This is a genomic window from Mycolicibacterium sp. HS_4_1 (assembly GCF_054515875.1).
Genome location: NZ_CM137261.1, coordinates 4,624,906 through 4,640,815, shown reverse-complemented (window position 1 = coordinate 4,640,815; position 15,910 = coordinate 4,624,906). Strand labels below are relative to the sequence as shown.

The window sequence follows — 15,910 nt, the reverse complement described above, 5'->3', positions numbered from 1 at the left end:
GGCGCGCCAACTGACAGGAAACGACTACACACATGCGCGACATGGTTGAAATCGGCATGGGCCGGACCGCTCGTCGTACCTATGAACTCGACGACATCAACATCGTGCCGTCGCGGCGCACCCGCTCGAGCCAGGACGTGTCCACGGCCTGGCAGCTGGACGCCTATCGCTTCGAGATTCCCGTCCTGGCGCACCCGACCGACTCCCTGGTCTCGCCCGAGTTCGCCATCGAGATGGGCCGCCTCGGCGGGCTCGGCGTGCTCAACGGTGAAGGTCTGATCGGCCGGCACCGCAACGTCGAGGACAAGCTTGTCCAGGTGGTCGAGCTGGCGGAAAAAGAAGGCGACCCCGGCCTCGCATCCAGGGAGGCCGTCCGGCTGCTTCAGCAGCTCCACGCGGCCCCGCTGGATCCGGAGCTGCTCGGTGCCGCCGTGGCACGTGTTCGTGAAGCCGGTGTCACCACCGCGGTGCGCGTCAGCCCGCAGAACGCCCAGGCACTGACCCCGACGCTGGTCGCGGCCGGCATCGACCTGCTGGTCATCCAGGGCACCATCATCTCGGCTGAGCGGGTGGCCCAGGACGGCGAGCCGCTCAACCTGAAGACGTTCATCTCCGAGCTGGACGTGCCGGTGGTCGCCGGTGGTGTGCTCGACCATCGCACCGCGCTGCACCTCATGCGCACCGGCGCGGCGGGTGTCATCGTCGGCTATGGCTCGACCTACGGCGCGACGACCAGTGACGAGGTCCTGGGCATCAGCGTGCCGATGGCGACGGCGATCGCCGACGCGGCTGCCGCCCGCCGCGAGTACCTCGACGAGACCGGCGGCCGCTACGTGCACGTGCTGGCCGACGGCGACATCCACACCTCGGGCGACCTGGCCAAGGCCATCGCCTGCGGCGCTGACGCGGTCCTGCTCGGCACCCCCTTGGCCGCTGCCGCCGAGGCGCCCGGCGACGGCTGGTTCTGGCCGGCGGCCGCCGCGCACCCGTCGCTGCCGCGCGGAGCGCTGCTGCAGGTCGCGCTCGGCGACCGTCCGTCGCTCGACCAGGTACTCAATGGTCCGTCCGACGACCCGTTCGGTTCGGTCAACCTGGTCGGCGGTCTGCGCCGGTCGATGGCCAAGGCCGGGTACTGCGACCTCAAGGAGTTCCAGAAGGTAGGGCTCACCGTCGGTAGCTAGTACCGGCGGTAGCGACTTAGGCATACCTTGGTAGCTGGTTACCGAGCGGTAGGTCCATACTTCTGCCATGGAGCCTGACTACGACGTCTTGATCATCGGCTCGGGTTTCGGAGGCAGCGTCAGCGCCCTCCGGCTCACCGAGAAGGGTTACCGCGTTGGCGTGTTGGAGGCCGGCCCCCGGTACTCCGACGCAGACTTCGCCAAGACCTCATGGGACCTGCGAAAGTTCTTGTGGGCGCCCAAATTCGGGATGTACGGCATCCAGCGCATCCACCTGCTGCGCAATGTGATGATCCTGGCCGGTGCGGGCGTCGGCGGCGGTTCGCTGAACTACGCCAACACGCTCTACATCCCGCCGGACCCGTTCTTCAACGACCCCCAGTGGAATAACATCACCGACTGGCGCGCCGAATTGATGCCGCACTACGAGCAGGCTCAGCGCATGCTCGGCGTGGTCAAGAACCCGACGTTCACCGACGCGGACAAGATCATCAAAGAGGTCGCCGAGGACATGGGCTGCGCCGACACGTTCGTGCCGACGCCCGTCGGCGTGTTCTTCGGACCCGACGGTGAGAAGACGCCGGGCAAGACGGTGCCGGATCCCTACTTCGGCGGGGCGGGCCCGGCGCGCACCGGCTGCATCGAGTGCGGCGAGTGCATGACCGGCTGCCGGCACGGCGCCAAGAACACGTTGGTGAAGAACTACCTCGGGCTTGCGGAAAAGGCTGGGGCGCAGGTACATCCGCTGACCACGGTGACCAGCTTCCAGCAGCGCGGTGACGGGCTGTGGGAGGTGGCGACCCGCCGCACCAACGGCCGGGTACGCCGCGGCAGGCGGACCTTCACCGCCAAGTACCTGATCGTCGCGGCCGGTACGTACAACACCCAGAAGCTGCTGTTCAAGGTGCGCGATACCGGCAAGCTGACCAAGCTGTCGGACAAGCTCGGCGTGCTTACCCGGACCAACTCCGAGTCCATCGTGGGCGCCCAGACCCGCGAGGTGCCCGCGGACATGGATCTGACGCACGGCGTGGCCATCACCTCGTCGATCCACCCGACGCCGGACACCCACATCGAACCCGTGCGGTACGGCAAGGGCTCCAACGCGATGGGCATGTTGCAGACGCTCATGACCGACGGCGCCGGCCCGCAGGGCACCGACGTGCCGCGGTGGAAGCAGTTCCTGAACCAGGCCGGCGAGGACCCGCGTGAGCTGATCCGCCTGCTCAACCCCCAGCATTGGAGCGAGCGCACAGTGATCGCGCTGGTGATGCAGCACCTCGACAACTCGATCACCACCTTCACCAAGCGCGGGCCCGGTGGCATCCGGATCATGTCGTCCAAGCAGGGCCACGGCGAGCCCAACCCGACCTGGATCCCGGTCGGCAACGAGGCAACCCGGCGGATGGCCGAGAAGGTCGGCGGCATCGCCGGCGGCACTTGGGGCGAGTTATTCAACATCCCGCTGACCGCCCACTTCCTGGGCGGCGCGGCGATCGGTGACAGTGCGGCGACCGGCGTCATCGACCCATACCACCGCGTCTACAACTACCCGACACTTTTCGTCACCGACGGCGCCGCGATTTCGGCGAATCTCGGTGTGAACCCGTCGCTTTCGATTGCGGCGCAGGCCGAGCGGGCGGCGTCGCTGTGGCCGAACAAGGGACAGGACGACGCGCGTCCGGCCCAGGGCGAGCCGTACCGGCGGATTGAGCCGGTGGCTCCGGACCGTCCGGTCGTGCCGGCCGAGGCTCCCGGCGCACTGCGCCGGTTGCCGATCACCCCGGTCTGACGGCTCAGGCGGTGTGCAAACGCCGGTGAGTAGGTGCCCGCCCGGGCGGTTGCGGCGGCGGGGGCAGCAGTGACTGTCGCGGCTTGACGTCGACGACGGTCGGCTCGCGGGTACTCAGGGTGAGGTCGGCGCCGGCATGCCGGATTGCGAGGGTGGAGTCCCGGACGGTGCGCCGCTCGTAGTAGTCGACACCGGGCAGTCCGTGCGGTTCGCCTTCGTCCAGATTCCCGCGAAAGCCGATGTGCCCGTTGGACAATGCGAATGCGGATTCCGACTGCGCCAACAGATCGAGATCCAGCCGCGTCTCGCGGACCTGCCATGGCTCGACGGGAAATGCGTCCTGGGTGATCATCGTCGGCCTACAGCAGGTCGGCCAGGTCGGTGACCACGACGTCGGCGCCGCTGTCGCGCAGCTGCGCGGCTTGATCGGCCCTGTCCACGCCGACGACGTAACCGAACCGGCCGTTTCGTCCCGCTTCGACGCCGGCCAACGCGTCTTCGAACACTGCGGCCGCCGCCGGTTCGACACCCAACAGTTGTGCCGCCCTCAGGTATGAGTCCGGTGCGGGTTTACCCGCAAGGTGCTCGTCCCGCAGCGTCAGCCCGTCGACGCGCTGCTGGACGAACTGAGACAGCCCGGTGGCGTCCAGCACCTGACGGGTGTTGGCGCTCGACGACACGACGGCGACGCCGAGACCGGCGGCGGTAACCGCCTCCACATATCGCCGAGACCCGCTGAACACCTCGATACCTTCGTCGTGCAGCACCTTCTGGAACATCTGGTTCTTGCGGTTGCCTAGGCCGGCCACCGTCTCGGCGTCCGGCGGGTCGTCCGGGTTGCCGTCAGGGAGGTCGATGCCACGGCTGCGCAGAAACGACCGGACGCCATCGGCACGCGGCTTGCCGTCCACGTACCGCAGGTAGTCGTCGTGACTGTCGAACGGGACGAAGTGTTCGCCGCTATGTTCGGCGCGTTGCCGCAGGTAGGCGTCGAACATCGCCTTCCAGGCCTTCTTGTGCACGCTCGCGGTGTCGGTCAGGACACCGTCGAGGTCGAACAGGCAGGCGTGTACGGCTTCGGGGAGACCCAGCATGGTTGCTCTTTCGGTGGGAGTGGTCCTGCTATGTCCTTTCCCGCTTTTCGGCCCGGTTATTCGTCGGCGCTACGCCGCGCTGATCGCACGGCTCGGTGCCCCGTGGACGTCGACCGGGACATCACCGGTCAGCGTGACACGGTGCATCAGCCGGTGCTGGCCGTCGTAGTCGTCGACGGCGCGGTGCTGGGTGGCCCGGTTGTCCCACATCGCGACGTCTCCGGCCTGCCAATCCCAGCGAACGGTGTTCTCCGGCATGGTGATTCGGCGCTGCAGCAGCTCAAGTAGCGCAGCTGACTCGTAGCTGTCCATGCCGACGAAGCCGCGGACGAAATTGCCGGCGAGCAGCGTGCGTTCGCCGGTCTCGGGGTGAACGCGCACCACCGGATGCTCCGTGCGGAAGTCAGGCTTCTGGAACGCTTCCATGTAGCCGCGCTGTTCGTCGCTCAGTCCCCGGACATCGATGACGTCCTTGATGTAATCGAACCGGTTGGAGTGAATGGCCCGGAGGTTTTCGACCAGCGCCTTGAGAGGCGCGGGCAGCGCGTCGTAGGCCGCGGCGGTGGAGGCCCAGAGGGTGGAACCGCCGTAGGTGGGCAGGGTGACCGCGCGCAGGATCGACGCCGAGGGATAGTCGGGCATGAACGTGACGTCGGTGTGCCAGCGGGTGGCCTTGCCGTACTCCGAGTCGATCGGGGCGATCTTCGGTGCGTCGGCGCTCTTCATCGAGTGATGTCCGACCAGGTCGCCCATCAGTTCCCCGAAGGCCTGCTGCTGTGCGTCGTCGAGCTGGTCTTGGTCGCGGAAGAAGACGACCTTGTGTTCGAGGAGCGCGGCGCGAATCTCGGCGACGGTCTCGGGGGACAGGTCACCGCTCAGTCGCACGCCGTCGACGACGGCACCGATCTTGCTGGTCAGTTTGGTGACGGTGAGTGCGGAGGCCATCAGATTCCTTTCCGAGGATTAGCGCTGTAGTCACTTGACTACAGCGCATGGACGCTAGTGTAGCCACATGACTACGGGTGTGCCAGTGGGCCGGGACGAAGTCGTCGCTGCCGTGCTCGAGGCCGCATCCGAGCTGTTCGCCGCCCGCGGACCTGCGGCGACGTCGATTCGGGACATCGCCGCGAAGTCCAACGTCAACCACGGGCTGGTGTTCCGGCACCTCGGGTCCAAAGAAAAGCTGGTCGGAGCGGTACTGGACCACCTCGGCCAGCGGCTCAGGGAGCTGATCGAGGCGAAGGCGCCGGCCGAGGTGATCGACGCCGCGCTGGATCAACAGCTGCGGGTGATCGCCCGGGCCGCGCTCGACGGCTACCCGGTGGGGGAGTTGCAGACCACATTTCCCAACATGACGCGGCTGCTCGACGACTTCCTGCCTCGCTACGCCGACGAGAACCAGGCCCGGCTCGCGGTGGGGAACGTCATTGCGCTGCAACTGGGTTGGCGGCTGCTCGGGCCGTTCTTGCGGCCGGCGCTGGGGCTCGGTCAGATGACCGACGACGAGGTTCGTGCGGCCGTGGGCGCGGCGGCCGAGCGGCTGGCTGAGCCCCCGGACGACCACCACTAGACTGGGCGGGTGCAAACACCAGCATCACAGCCCGTCCTGGTCATCGATTTCGGCGCGCAGTACGCGCAGCTGATCGCCCGCCGGGTCCGGGAGGCGCGGGTTTTCTCCGAGGTCCTGCCGCACACGGCGACGGTCGAGGACATCAAGGCCAAGAACCCGCAGGCCATCGTGCTGTCCGGTGGCCCGTCCAGCGTCTACGACGAGGGTGCTCCGCAACTGGATGCGGCAATCTTCGACCTCGGGGTCCCGGTGTTCGGCATCTGCTACGGGTTCCAGGCCATGGCCCAGGCACTCGGCGGCACCGTGGCGCACACCGGCACCAGTGAATATGGCCGGACCGAGCTGAAAGTCGCTGGCGGAGAATTGCATTCAGGGCTGCCTGACACGCAGCCGGTGTGGATGAGCCACGGTGACGCGGTCACCGCGGCGCCCGCCGGGTTCGACGTGGTGGCCAGCAGCCCCGGCGCTCCGGTCGCCGCATTCGAGGACCGGGCCCGCAAGCTGGCCGGCGTCCAGTACCACCCCGAGGTGCTGCACTCCCCGCACGGCCAGCAGGTGCTCAGCCGGTTCCTGCACGACTTCGCCGGTATCGGCGCGACCTGGACCGCCGCCAACATCGCCGACCAGTTGGTCGAGCAGGTCCGCGAGCAGATCGGCGATGGCCAGGCCATCTGCGGACTGTCCGGCGGCGTCGACTCGGCGGTGGCCGCCGCGCTGGTGCAGCGCGCCATCGGCGACCGGCTGACCTGCGTGTTCGTCGACCACGGCCTGCTGCGCTCCGGTGAGCGCGAACAGGTCGAGCGCGACTTCGTCGCCGCCACCGGCGCCAAACTGGTCACCGTCGACGAGGCCGACCGCTTCCTCGACGCGCTCTCCGGGGTGACCAACCCGGAAGGCAAGCGCAAGATCATCGGCCGCGAGTTCATCCGCGCGTTCGAGGGTGCGGTGCGCGACATTTTGGTGGACAGCGAGGCCGCGCCTGATTCTGGGATCGAGTACCTCGTCCAGGGCACGCTCTACCCCGACGTCGTGGAATCCGGCGGCGGCACCGGTACCGCGAACATCAAGAGCCACCACAACGTCGGCGGCCTGCCTGAAGACCTCAAGTTCAAACTCGTCGAGCCGCTTCGACTGCTGTTCAAGGACGAGGTGCGGGCCGTCGGCCGCGAACTGGGCCTGCCCGAGGAAATCGTTGGGCGCCAGCCGTTCCCGGGTCCCGGCCTGGGCATCCGCATCGTCGGCGAGGTGACCGGTCCCCGGCTGGAGACGCTGCGCCGTGCCGACTCGATCGCGCGCGAGGAGCTGACCGCCGCCGGCCAGGACCAGACCATCTGGCAGTGCCCGGTGGTGCTGTTGGCCGACGTGCGCTCGGTCGGTGTGCAGGGCGACGGGCGGACGTACGGACATCCGATCGTGCTGCGTCCGGTGTCCAGCGAGGATGCCATGACCGCAGACTGGACCCGGGTGCCTTACGAGGTACTGGAACGTATTTCGACCCGCATCACCAACGAGGTGCCCGAGGTCAACCGTGTGGTCCTGGACATCACCAGCAAGCCGCCGGGCACCATCGAGTGGGAGTGAGGCCCTAGCTCTATCGGGTTGATGACCTTCGTCCCTTTCAGAGTGGTTCCCGGTCGCGGAACCATGAAGAGGCGTTGCTTGGTGTCCGTGCCGATGGCACTGCGGGCAACGCAGGACGTAGAGGTGTTCCGATGGGTCAAATTGCTGAATCTGCTTGTCCCGCGAGTGGATTTCGACGCTACGCGCCCAAGGCTGTCGCGGCCGCCGGTGCGATCGCTGCGCTAGGCGTTCTCACTACTGCTTGCGGCGGTAACCAGTCCCCGCCGGGCAAGACCACGTCCACGACGACGACCACGACCACATCGTCGCAGGTCCCTGTGTCACCGACCCAGAAGTCGATCGACCCGTCGGGGCCGAATTCCTTTACGCCGTCGGTTTTGGCGCCGCCGCCGCAGACGGCGCTGCCCGGGGTGCATCACAACTTCTGATCTTCAGCTGTGTTGGGACTTTTGGCCCTGCCCTGACGGCCCACTCAATCAATAGCCTTCTGGCAGCGCGATGCAGAGAGGGTGGTGGCGGTGGTGCAATTGGCGAGCGGCCCGGGCCGCAGCGGAAGTCCGGTTGTCGGTGGGCTCTCATGACGGCAGAAGCGCCTCCGGTCGCACAACTTCAGGCCCGCCGGCCCTTCCCGGAACGTATGGGGCCTACGGGCAACCTGATCTACAAGCTGGTCTCCACCACCGATCACAAGATGATCGGGATGATGTACTGCGTCGCCTGCTTCATCTTTTTCTTCATCGGTGGCCTGATGGCGCTGTTCATCCGTGCAGAGCTGGCCCTGCCGGGACTGCAGTTCTTGTCCAATGAGCAGTACAACCAGATGTTCACCATGCACGGCACGGCGATGCTGCTGTTCTACGCCACCCCGATCGTGTTCGGGTTCGCCAACCTGGTGCTGCCGCTGCAGATCGGTGCCCCGGACGTGGCGTTCCCGCGCCTGAACGCGCTGTCCTTCTGGCTTTTCGTTTTCGGTGCGCTGATCGCGCTGTCGGGCTTCCTCACTCCCACTGGTGCCGCGGACTTCGGCTGGACCGCCTATACCCCGTTGTCGGATGCGGTCCACTCACCGGGTGCGGGTGCCGACCTGTGGATCGTCGGCCTGGCCGTCGGTGGTCTGGGCACCATTCTGGGTGCGGTCAACATGATCACCACGGTGGTCTGCCTACGCTGCCCGGGTATGACGATGTTCCGGATGCCGATCTTCACCTGGAACGTCTTCATCACTTCGATCCTCGTGCTGATGATCTTCCCGCTGCTGACCGCTGCCCTGCTCGCGCTGGCCGCCGACCGCCACCTCGGCGCCCACGTCTACGATGCGGCCAACGGCGGAATGATGCTCTACCAGCACCTGTTCTGGTTCTTCGGCCATCCTGAGGTGTACGTCATCGCGCTGCCGTTCTTCGGCATCGTCAGCGAGATCATCCCCGTGTTCTCCCGCAAGCCGATCTTCGGCTATACAACCCTGGTCTACGCCACGATGAGCATCGCGGCACTGTCGATGGGCGTGTGGGCGCACCACATGTACGCCACGGGTGCGGTGCTGCTGCCGTTCTTCTCGTTCATGACGTTCCTGATCGCGGTCCCGACCGGTATCAAGTTCTTCAACTGGATCGGCACCATGTGGAAGGGGCAGTTGACGTTCGAGACGCCCATGCTGTTCACCGCGGGCTTCCTCGTCACGTTCCTGCTCGGTGGTCTGTCGGGTGTGCTGCTGGCCAGCCCGCCGCTGGACTTCCACGTCACCGACTCGTATTTCGTTGTGGCACATTTCCATTACGTGCTGTTCGGCACGATTGTCTTCGCCACCTACGCGGGCATCTACTTCTGGTTCCCGAAGATGACGGGCCGGCTACTCGACGAGCGCCTGGGCAAGCTGCATTTCTGGCTGACCTTCATCGGTTTCCACACCACCTTCCTGGTGCAGCACTGGCTGGGCAATAGTGGTATGCCACGTCGGTACGCCGACTACCTGCCCACCGACGGTTTCACCACGCTGAACATCATCTCGACCATCGGTGCCTTCATCCTGGGCGTATCCACGCTGCCCTTCGTGTGGAACGTGTTCAAGAGCTGGCGCTACGGCGAACCGGTGTTGGTCGACGACCCGTGGGGTCACGGCAACTCCCTGGAGTGGGCCACCAGCTGCCCGCCGCCGCGGCACAACTTCACCGAGCTGCCCCGGATTCGTTCGGAGCGCCCGGCGTTCGAGCTGCACTACCCGCACATGGTCGAGCGGATGCGCGCCGAAGCCCACATCGGCCGGAGCCATACGGCCGATGAACCTTCGACGCTCATCGCGGAGGGTCGCCCCGCCAGCTGAAGCTGTTGACGTACTGGCCCATGTCCAGGGCCAGTTGCAGGCCGACGGCGGACGGCTTCCCGGAGCCGAAGTCCGGCCCGAAGCGGTGGTACGGGCCGCTCGCCGCGGCGATCAGCGCCAGGTCGTTCTTGACGGCGACCAGCACCAGCAGCCGCATGCGGGCGAATCTGCGGCTTGCCCCCTGCGGATACCAGTCGGCGACGACACCGTAGCCCGCCTGGTATCCCACCATGGCGTTCGGGACTTCGTACGCGGTCTTGGCGTCCGGATAGGACGACGTGATCAGCTCGTTCGCAATGTCTTTCGGCTGCCGTCCGTTCGCGGGCCGGCTGAACAACTGCAGCATCCCACCGTCGCCGGCCACCAGCTTCGCCAGGACGCCGTGGTCGTCCTTGGTCACCTCATAGGCTGATCCGGCGGCCGGGTAGGCGACGCTGAACGAGCCGTCGTGTGCGGTGAACCGGGGGTTGATGGTCACCGGCTGGCCCATGGGCGGATGCCCGCACTCGGGTGGGCACACGTAGCGCACCGCCGGCTTCTCCAGCAGTCCGGAGACGCCGACGAGAAGCGCGGCCACCACCACGGCGGCGAGGACGAACACCAGTGCCACCTGAACGCGTTTCGTGGTTCGGGTCGGTGTTGCCGAGTAGGACGTGGCATGCAGCGAATAGCCGGGCAGGAGTCCGACCGCCATGCTGTCGGCGGGTACCGGACGATCGCTGCGCTGGCCATGGCGAGCGGCCCGCGACGAGGCCCGGGTGGCGGCACCGCAGGCCGCGCAGAACGGGGCGTCGGGCACCACGTGGCCGCACTGGGCGCACAGCAGTGGCTCGTCCATGTTGTAGTCGTCGTGGGCTTCGTGCAGGAGTGCCAGGTGCAGTCCGACACGCAATGCCAGCAGTGCGAGGAGGGTGAGCGCGAAATACATTGCCAGTTGGGCCAGCTGGGGCAGCTGGACCATGTCGATCAGGCCGAGCAGGGCGTAGACCACACCGACGACCACTGCGATCAGGGTCAGCGTCAACCGGACGTAACCGCGGTGTTGGTGTGCCTTGTTCGGTGGTCGGGTGAACCACAGTGCCGCACCGATCAGACCGCCGACGGTGGCCGCGATGATCGGAGTGGCCAGGCCGCGGATTCCGGCCTCGACCAGCAGGCCCAGCATGGGGCGGTCGCGGTTGACCATGCCCGTGCCGAACTGCGGGGCCAGTCGGGTCAGGGTTGTCGCCGCGGTGAAATAGATGGCGGCGTGGGCACCGATGGCGTAGCCGTGCAAGGCTTCTCGATGGCCTGGCCGAAGCAGGCGGATCACCAGCGCGGGTACCTGCATCAGCAGGAGGCCGCCGAGCGTGATTCCCACGCCGGTGCGCAGCATGCGGGCTGCGGCGATGCCGGCGCCGAGCGGGATGCCGTAGGACCTCGCGACCGCTGCTCCGGTGAGCAGCGCCCAGGCGACGCCGAGGGCGATGGCGAGACCGGCGGTGAGCCACAGATTGCCGCGGGGTGCGTCTTTGTTGAATTCGGATTCCCGTAGATAGATTCCGAAGATCACGGGCAGCCCCAGGACCGCGACCGCAACCAGCGCGCCGGGTAGGCGGAGCATCGCGGTGGCGGCCAGCGCCAGCACCAGAGCGATGAGCCCGATCATGAACGACGTGCGTGATCGCGGGGACAGGTGCGGGAACAGCGAACTGGTGATCGAGAGGCGAAGCAGATGCTGTCCGGGTGCGGCGCTGAACGACCGGGCCCGCAGCCAGTGCGGCCCGTCGTGGCGGTGTTCGCGCAGCGGTGCACCGCACAGGCCGCAGTACTCGCCGGCCGGGACGTCCAGCTGGCAGACCTCGCACTCCATCATCGGCCGGTCTTCGAGCTGCGTGCTCATTGCGTCACCTTCTGCAACAGCAACAGGTCGGCCGCCAGGTTCTCCAGGTTCGGGGTGCCGAGGCCACTCACCAGGTCGTAGCCGGGTCCTGCGGTGTCAACGGCGTTGCCGCCCAACGTGACATCGCGGAATGCCGGGTGGGGAGCGCCGGTGGCGATGCGGTACAGCGGTGGATTGAGAGCGCCGACCGGTCGCCCGCCGTTCGCGATGAGGTGCTGATTCATGACGGCGGCCAGCCCGGCCCAGATCGGGGCCGCTTGTGAGGTGCCGCCGCCGACGACAACCTGTTTGCCGACAACGATTTTCACGCCGGTGTAGGGGTCGGCGACGGCCGAGATGTCCGGTGTCATGCGCTTCCCAGCGCTGCGTTTCGGGTCGACCTGGGTCGCCGCGGCCGCTTGCCAGCGCGGTTGATCGAACAGGGCGGAGACCCCACCGCCGGTGCCCTGGGAGAGCGGGACGTTGAACCAGGCCTGTTCGTCCACCCATTGGCCGTCGGCGTCGGTGGACAGGGTGCTGCCGCCGACGTTGGTCATTTCGGGCAGTGACGCCACCGAATCCAGGCCGACATCACTTGAGCCTGGCGGTGAATCCCAGTCATCGCCGCCTTTGCATTCCAGTCCGGCCAGGTCGCCGCTGGCGTCAAAGGCCGTGGTGCCGTGTGCTTCCGCGGTGGCCAACGCCGAGCGGACGGGCGCGAGGTCGGCGGCGGTGGTCAGCTTGTCGCAACCCCAGCCGATCGACAGGCTCCAGATGGCGCCGGGGAAGTCGCGGTCGGTCTGCTCGAACATCTCGCCGATCTTCAGATAGGCGCTTTCGCCGGTGACGGTGGGACGGGCGTTGACGACGACCAGCTGGGCGTCGGGTGCGATGGCATGGATCACCTCGAGATCCATGGTGGTCTCGCCGTGGTCGTCGCCGGGCTTCCCACCGACGAGTATCGGGGTGAATTTGGGTAGGCCGAAGGTGGTGGCGAACTGGTCCAGGTCGTCCTGGTCGTAGCCGTTGAAGGCGAAGACCACCACTGTGGTGCCCTTACCGGTGTAGCCAGCGGCGGCCAGCTTGTCGGCGCGGTAGGCGCTGAGCAGGTGGCTCGGGGTCAGGCCGCGTTCGGGCACCCCGAGCGGCCGGGGCGGTGGGGTGGATTCGTGATGCGGCGTGTAGCTGAGGATCCGGCCCAATTCGGTGACCGTGCCGTGCAATTCGGTGGGAAGCCGGGGCTGTTGCGGTGCGGCGTAGAACTCCTGCCCACGCCGGCCGCGGTAGTCGTGCACCTGGACGTCGAAGGCGGTGCCCATGTCGCCGGGATCGCCTTCGATGACGGCCCAGTTGTCACCCGGCCGCCATCGGACCGAAAGCCGTTGTAGATCAGCCCAATTGATCAGTGCATTGGGCCGATCATCGGCATCGAGCGTGGCGGTGAGCCGAACGCGTTGCGGATGCGCGAGTCCGAGATCGGTCGAGGAGGCCAGCAGCGACGCGAACGGACCGTCGATGGCGCCTGACGGTAGGTCTGACGCCGCGCTCGGCCGGCCCGGGATGGGCAGGGCGAAGACCAGAGCCAAGGTGGCGACAAGGGTCAGGGCCAACAGCCATCGCTGTGACGGTGTCCGAGTCCGCGGTGGCATATAGCAACGGTAGCGCTTACCCGGATTCTGTTGAGCCCTTGGATTACCGGGGCCTGGGGTCAGTTGCGGTGGGTGCCCGGGGTGGCGGTGGGCGCCGGGTTGGCAGTGACCGACGGCGTGAACAGGTTGCCGCCGTTGGGGTTGATCGACTTCTCGGTCGGGGTGACCGCCGATGTCGTCGTCGTCGTGGTCGTCGTGGTGGTGGACGACGGCGTCTCAGGGGCTTTCTTTTCTCCGCCACAGCCGGCGGTGAGGCCGATCATGGCGATGAGTGCGGTGCCGCCGGCGGCAGCGGTGACGCGGTGGGCCAGACGATTCGAACGCACGATGTATGCCTTCCACTAGCGCAACGGTCCACCAAGCCCGAGCGGGATTCCAGACCTATTCCAGTTACAAGCGTACAGGTCAGAGCACTGGGACGGCGGCGTTGTGAGTCGTCGGCAGCTTGACCGTGTCGGTGGGTGGGTGTTTACTCACGATATCGAACAAATATTCGAATTCGGGCAGTGTCTGGTGGTGTTGGAGGTGTTGTTGTGGCGGCTGTGACCAGTCTGGCGAATAGTCGGATTGACCGCGCTGACCAGCTGGAACAGCTCCGGCGCAAGATCGCCGAGATGTCTGGACCAGCAGGTTTGCGGAGCCGGGACCGGGGTCGGTCGGAGCCGGCCCCGAAGGCGGTTGAGAGTTTGCTGGAACCGCCGAATTCCCGGTCTGATCTGCTGCCTGAGGTGTTGCCCCGTGGCACCGTCGCAGTGCTCTCGGGAGCCCGGTCGTTGCCACTGCGGATGGTGGCTGCGGTGACGGCGTCCGGTGGGTATGCGGCCATCGTCGGTCAGCCCAAGGTCGGGCTGTTGGCCGCGGTGGAGATGGGAGCCGATCTGGAACGCATCGCACTCATCCCGGATCCGGGACCGGATCCCGTGGAGGTGGCCGCGGTGCTCATGGACGGACTCGAACTGGTGCTGCTCGGCCTGGGCGGCAAGTCCGTTCAGGCCGGGCGGGCGCGGGTGGTGGCGTCCCGAGCCCGGCAGCGCGAGTGCACCCTGCTGGTCACCGATGGCGACTGGCCGGGGGCGACAGTACGGCTGGAGGCCCGGGTCCGCGGGTATGAGGTAGTCGGCGCGGGAACTGGAGACCCGGTGCCGGGGTGTGGGCGGATAGGCCGGGTGCGGCTGGACACGCGAGCCCGAGGCCGCTCGATGCGTCCGCTCCGAGCGGTGGGTGGGTGAGATGTCCCGGGTGCTGGCCATCTGGTGCATGGACTGGCCCGCGGTGGCGGCGGCAGTGGCCGCCGGACTGCCGGTGACCGAACCGGTGGCGGTCACTCTGGCGAACCGGGTGGCGGCCTGTTCGGCGTCGGCGCGGGCGTCGGGGGTGCGAAGGGGGTTACGGCGCAGGGAGGCTCAGGCCCGCTGCCCGCAATTGCACGTCGCCACAGCCGATCCGGCCCGGGACGCCCGTCATTTCGAGGGGGTGACGGCTGCGGTCGACGAGGTGGTGCCGCGCGCGGAGGTACTGCGGCCGGGACTGCTGGTGTTGCCGGTGCGTGGGGCGGCCCGGTATTTCGGGTCTGAGCAGACCGCGGCCGAGCGGTTGGTCGACGCGGTGGGCGCGGCCGGGGTCGAATGCCAGGTGGGTATCGCCGACCAGCTGCCCACCGCGGTGTTCGCCGCCCGGGCCGGACGGATCCTCGCGCCGGGGGAGGACGCGCAGTTTCTCGCCGGACTGTCCATCCGGCAACTGGCCACTGAACCGAGCCTGTCCGGTGACGGCCGGGAAGAGCTGGCGGACTTGTTGTGGCGCATGGGTATCCGAACCATCGGGCAGTTCGCCGCGCTGTCCCGGACCGACGTGGGGTCCCGGTTCGGTACCGACGCGGTGGTCGCACACCGGTTCGCCCGGGGCGAGCCGGACCGTCGACCGGCAGGCCCGGAGACGCCGTCGGATCTCGATGCTGTGATGGACTGCGACCCGCCCGTCGACAGGGTGGACGCGGCGGCGTTCGCCGGACGCTCGTTGGCCGGCAGGCTACACCGCAGCCTGGAGTCTGCGGGGGTGGGCTGTACTCGGCTGTCGATCGATGCGGTGACCGCCAACGGCGAAGAATTGCAACGGGTTTGGCGCTGTGCCGAACCGCTGACCGAGGACGCCACCGCGGACCGGGTGCGGTGGCAACTGGACGGCTGGTTGACCAGGCGGGGCCTGGGTGGCGCCGGTCCTACTGCGCCCATCACGGTGCTGCGACTGCATCCGGTCGAGGTGGTCTCGGCCGCGGCGCTGCAGCTGCCGTTGTGGGGATCCTCCGGCGATGACGACCGGATGCGGGCTCGGCGGGCGCTGGTGCGGGTCCAGGGTCTGCTGGGGCCGGAGGCGGTGCAGGTGCCGGTGCTCAGCGGTGGTCGGGGGCCGGCCGAGCGCATCACGCTCACCCCGCTGGGAGATGAGGTGGTGCCGCTGAATGATCCGACGCAACCCTGGCCGGGGCGGCTACCGGAGCCGGCCCCGGTGGTCCTGCTGGATGATCCAGTGGAACTTGTTGATGCACACGGTGATTCGGTCCGGGTCACGGACCGGGGCATGTTCTCCACGGATCCGGTGGGGCTGACGGGGTCGGGCTATCGCGGGGTGTTGCGCTGGTGGGCGGGACCATGGCCGGTCGACGAACGCTGGTGGGATCCGGAGCGGGGGAAAGGACGCACGGCTCGAGCCCAGGTGTTGCTCGGGGGCGATGAGGAGAGCCGTGCGCTGCTGCTGTGTTACCGACAGCGGCGGTGGTACGTGGAGGGGGTCTATGAATAGGGTGGCGCGGCGCTGAGGTCTGGGCGTGCGGTTGACCCGAATCATGGACCCGGGCGAGGGCCC

The 15,910-nt window shown here is 67.5% G+C and carries 12 protein-coding genes and 1 pseudogene; 7 read left to right on the top strand and 6 right to left on the bottom strand.

Annotation, left to right across the window (positions count from 1 at the left end; genetic code table 11):
• The first annotated feature begins 32 nt into the window (after window positions 1-32).
• Together ACX12F_RS22375 and ACX12F_RS22370 are read left to right on the top strand one after the other, a co-directional pair.
• Window positions 33-1,181, top strand: a complete 1,149-nt coding sequence (locus tag ACX12F_RS22375) for a GuaB3 family IMP dehydrogenase-related protein (RefSeq protein WP_459366520.1) — start codon at window positions 33-35, stop codon at window positions 1,179-1,181.
• A gap of 67 nt (window positions 1,182-1,248) precedes the next feature.
• Window positions 1,249-2,973 carry a GMC family oxidoreductase N-terminal domain-containing protein gene (locus ACX12F_RS22370; protein WP_459366519.1) on the top strand — a complete coding sequence of 575 codons (1,725 nt, stop codon included), beginning with the start codon at window positions 1,249-1,251 and terminating at the stop codon, window positions 2,971-2,973.
• An 85-nt stretch (window positions 2,974-3,058) separates the two neighbouring features.
• Here ACX12F_RS22370 and ACX12F_RS22365 read toward each other — a convergent pair.
• The 3 genes and pseudogenes from ACX12F_RS22365 to ACX12F_RS22355 form a co-directional block, all read right to left on the bottom strand.
• A pseudogene (locus ACX12F_RS22365) lies at window positions 3,059-3,325 on the bottom strand (family 65 glycosyl hydrolase); the annotation flags it as partial.
• 7 nt (window positions 3,326-3,332) lie between these two features.
• Window positions 3,333-4,067, bottom strand: a complete 735-nt coding sequence (locus tag ACX12F_RS22360; protein ID WP_459366518.1) for a beta-phosphoglucomutase family hydrolase — start codon at window positions 4,065-4,067, stop codon at window positions 3,333-3,335.
• Window positions 4,068-4,136: 69 nt separating this feature from the next.
• Window positions 4,137-5,012 carry a TauD/TfdA dioxygenase family protein gene (locus tag ACX12F_RS22355; protein ID WP_459366517.1) on the bottom strand — a complete coding sequence of 292 codons (876 nt, stop codon included), beginning with the start codon at window positions 5,010-5,012 and terminating at the stop codon, window positions 4,137-4,139.
• A gap of 67 nt (window positions 5,013-5,079) precedes the next feature.
• Here ACX12F_RS22355 and ACX12F_RS22350 point away from each other — a divergent pair, with 67 nt between their 5' ends.
• From ACX12F_RS22350 to ctaD, 3 genes are all read left to right on the top strand, one after another.
• Window positions 5,080-5,637 (top strand): TetR/AcrR family transcriptional regulator, encoded by a 558-nt coding sequence (locus ACX12F_RS22350; RefSeq protein ID WP_459366516.1) that lies wholly within the window; start codon window positions 5,080-5,082, stop codon window positions 5,635-5,637.
• Between the two features lie 9 nt (window positions 5,638-5,646).
• On the top strand, window positions 5,647-7,218 hold the full coding sequence (gene guaA, locus ACX12F_RS22345) for a glutamine-hydrolyzing GMP synthase (RefSeq protein ID WP_459366515.1): 1,572 nt from the start codon (window positions 5,647-5,649) through the stop codon (window positions 7,216-7,218).
• Between the two features lie 577 nt (window positions 7,219-7,795).
• Window positions 7,796-9,538, top strand: coding sequence for an aa3-type cytochrome oxidase subunit I (gene ctaD / locus ACX12F_RS22340; RefSeq protein ID WP_459366514.1), 1,743 nt, complete (start codon window positions 7,796-7,798; stop codon window positions 9,536-9,538).
• Here ctaD and ACX12F_RS22335 read toward each other — a convergent pair.
• The 3 genes from ACX12F_RS22335 to ACX12F_RS22325 are packed head-to-tail and all read right to left on the bottom strand — an operon-like array spanning window position 9,510 to window position 13,374.
• Window positions 9,510-11,420, bottom strand: coding sequence for a zinc ribbon domain-containing protein (locus ACX12F_RS22335; RefSeq protein WP_459366513.1), 1,911 nt, complete (start codon window positions 11,418-11,420; stop codon window positions 9,510-9,512). The genes ctaD and ACX12F_RS22335 overlap by 29 nt on opposite strands.
• The gene (locus ACX12F_RS22330; RefSeq protein WP_459366512.1) at window positions 11,417-13,048 is read right to left on the bottom strand and encodes a S53 family peptidase; all 1,632 of its coding nucleotides are present in this window, start codon (window positions 13,046-13,048) and stop codon (window positions 11,417-11,419) included. The genes ACX12F_RS22335 and ACX12F_RS22330 overlap by 4 nt, the downstream gene beginning before the upstream one ends.
• Window positions 13,049-13,107: 59 nt before the next feature.
• Window positions 13,108-13,374 (bottom strand): hypothetical protein, encoded by a 267-nt coding sequence (locus ACX12F_RS22325; protein WP_459366511.1) that lies wholly within the window; start codon window positions 13,372-13,374, stop codon window positions 13,108-13,110.
• A 207-nt stretch (window positions 13,375-13,581) separates the two neighbouring features.
• Here ACX12F_RS22325 and ACX12F_RS22320 point away from each other — a divergent pair, with 207 nt between their 5' ends.
• Together ACX12F_RS22320 and ACX12F_RS22315 are read left to right on the top strand one after the other, a co-directional pair.
• Window positions 13,582-14,277, top strand: a complete 696-nt coding sequence (locus ACX12F_RS22320) for a DnaE2-dependent mutagenesis accessory factor ImuA' (RefSeq protein WP_459366510.1) — start codon at window positions 13,582-13,584, stop codon at window positions 14,275-14,277.
• A gap of 1 nt (window position 14,278) precedes the next feature.
• Entirely contained in the window at window positions 14,279-15,847 is a 1,569-nt protein-coding gene (locus tag ACX12F_RS22315; RefSeq protein ID WP_459366509.1) for a DNA polymerase Y family protein, read from the top strand.
• The last annotated feature ends 63 nt before the right edge of the window (window positions 15,848-15,910 follow it).

What these genes read in the sequence shown, in the direction of transcription:
- ACX12F_RS22375 (WP_459366520.1), top strand. Translation starts at nt 33, where the DNA reads ATGCGCGACATGGTTGAAATCGGCATGGGCCGGACCGCTCGTCGTACC.
- ACX12F_RS22370 (WP_459366519.1), top strand. Translation starts at nt 1,249, where the DNA reads ATGGAGCCTGACTACGACGTCTTGATCATCGGCTCGGGTTTCGGAGGC.
- ACX12F_RS22360 (WP_459366518.1), bottom strand. Translation starts at nt 4,067, where the DNA reads ATGCTGGGTCTCCCCGAAGCCGTACACGCCTGCCTGTTCGACCTCGAC.
- ACX12F_RS22355 (WP_459366517.1), bottom strand. Translation starts at nt 5,012, where the DNA reads ATGGCCTCCGCACTCACCGTCACCAAACTGACCAGCAAGATCGGTGCC.
- ACX12F_RS22350 (WP_459366516.1), top strand. Translation starts at nt 5,080, where the DNA reads ATGACTACGGGTGTGCCAGTGGGCCGGGACGAAGTCGTCGCTGCCGTG.
- ctaD (WP_459366514.1), top strand. Translation starts at nt 7,796, where the DNA reads ATGACGGCAGAAGCGCCTCCGGTCGCACAACTTCAGGCCCGCCGGCCC.
- ACX12F_RS22335 (WP_459366513.1), bottom strand. Translation starts at nt 11,420, where the DNA reads ATGAGCACGCAGCTCGAAGACCGGCCGATGATGGAGTGCGAGGTCTGC.
- ACX12F_RS22330 (WP_459366512.1), bottom strand. Translation starts at nt 13,048, where the DNA reads ATGCCACCGCGGACTCGGACACCGTCACAGCGATGGCTGTTGGCCCTG.
- ACX12F_RS22315 (WP_459366509.1), top strand. Translation starts at nt 14,279, where the DNA reads ATGTCCCGGGTGCTGGCCATCTGGTGCATGGACTGGCCCGCGGTGGCG.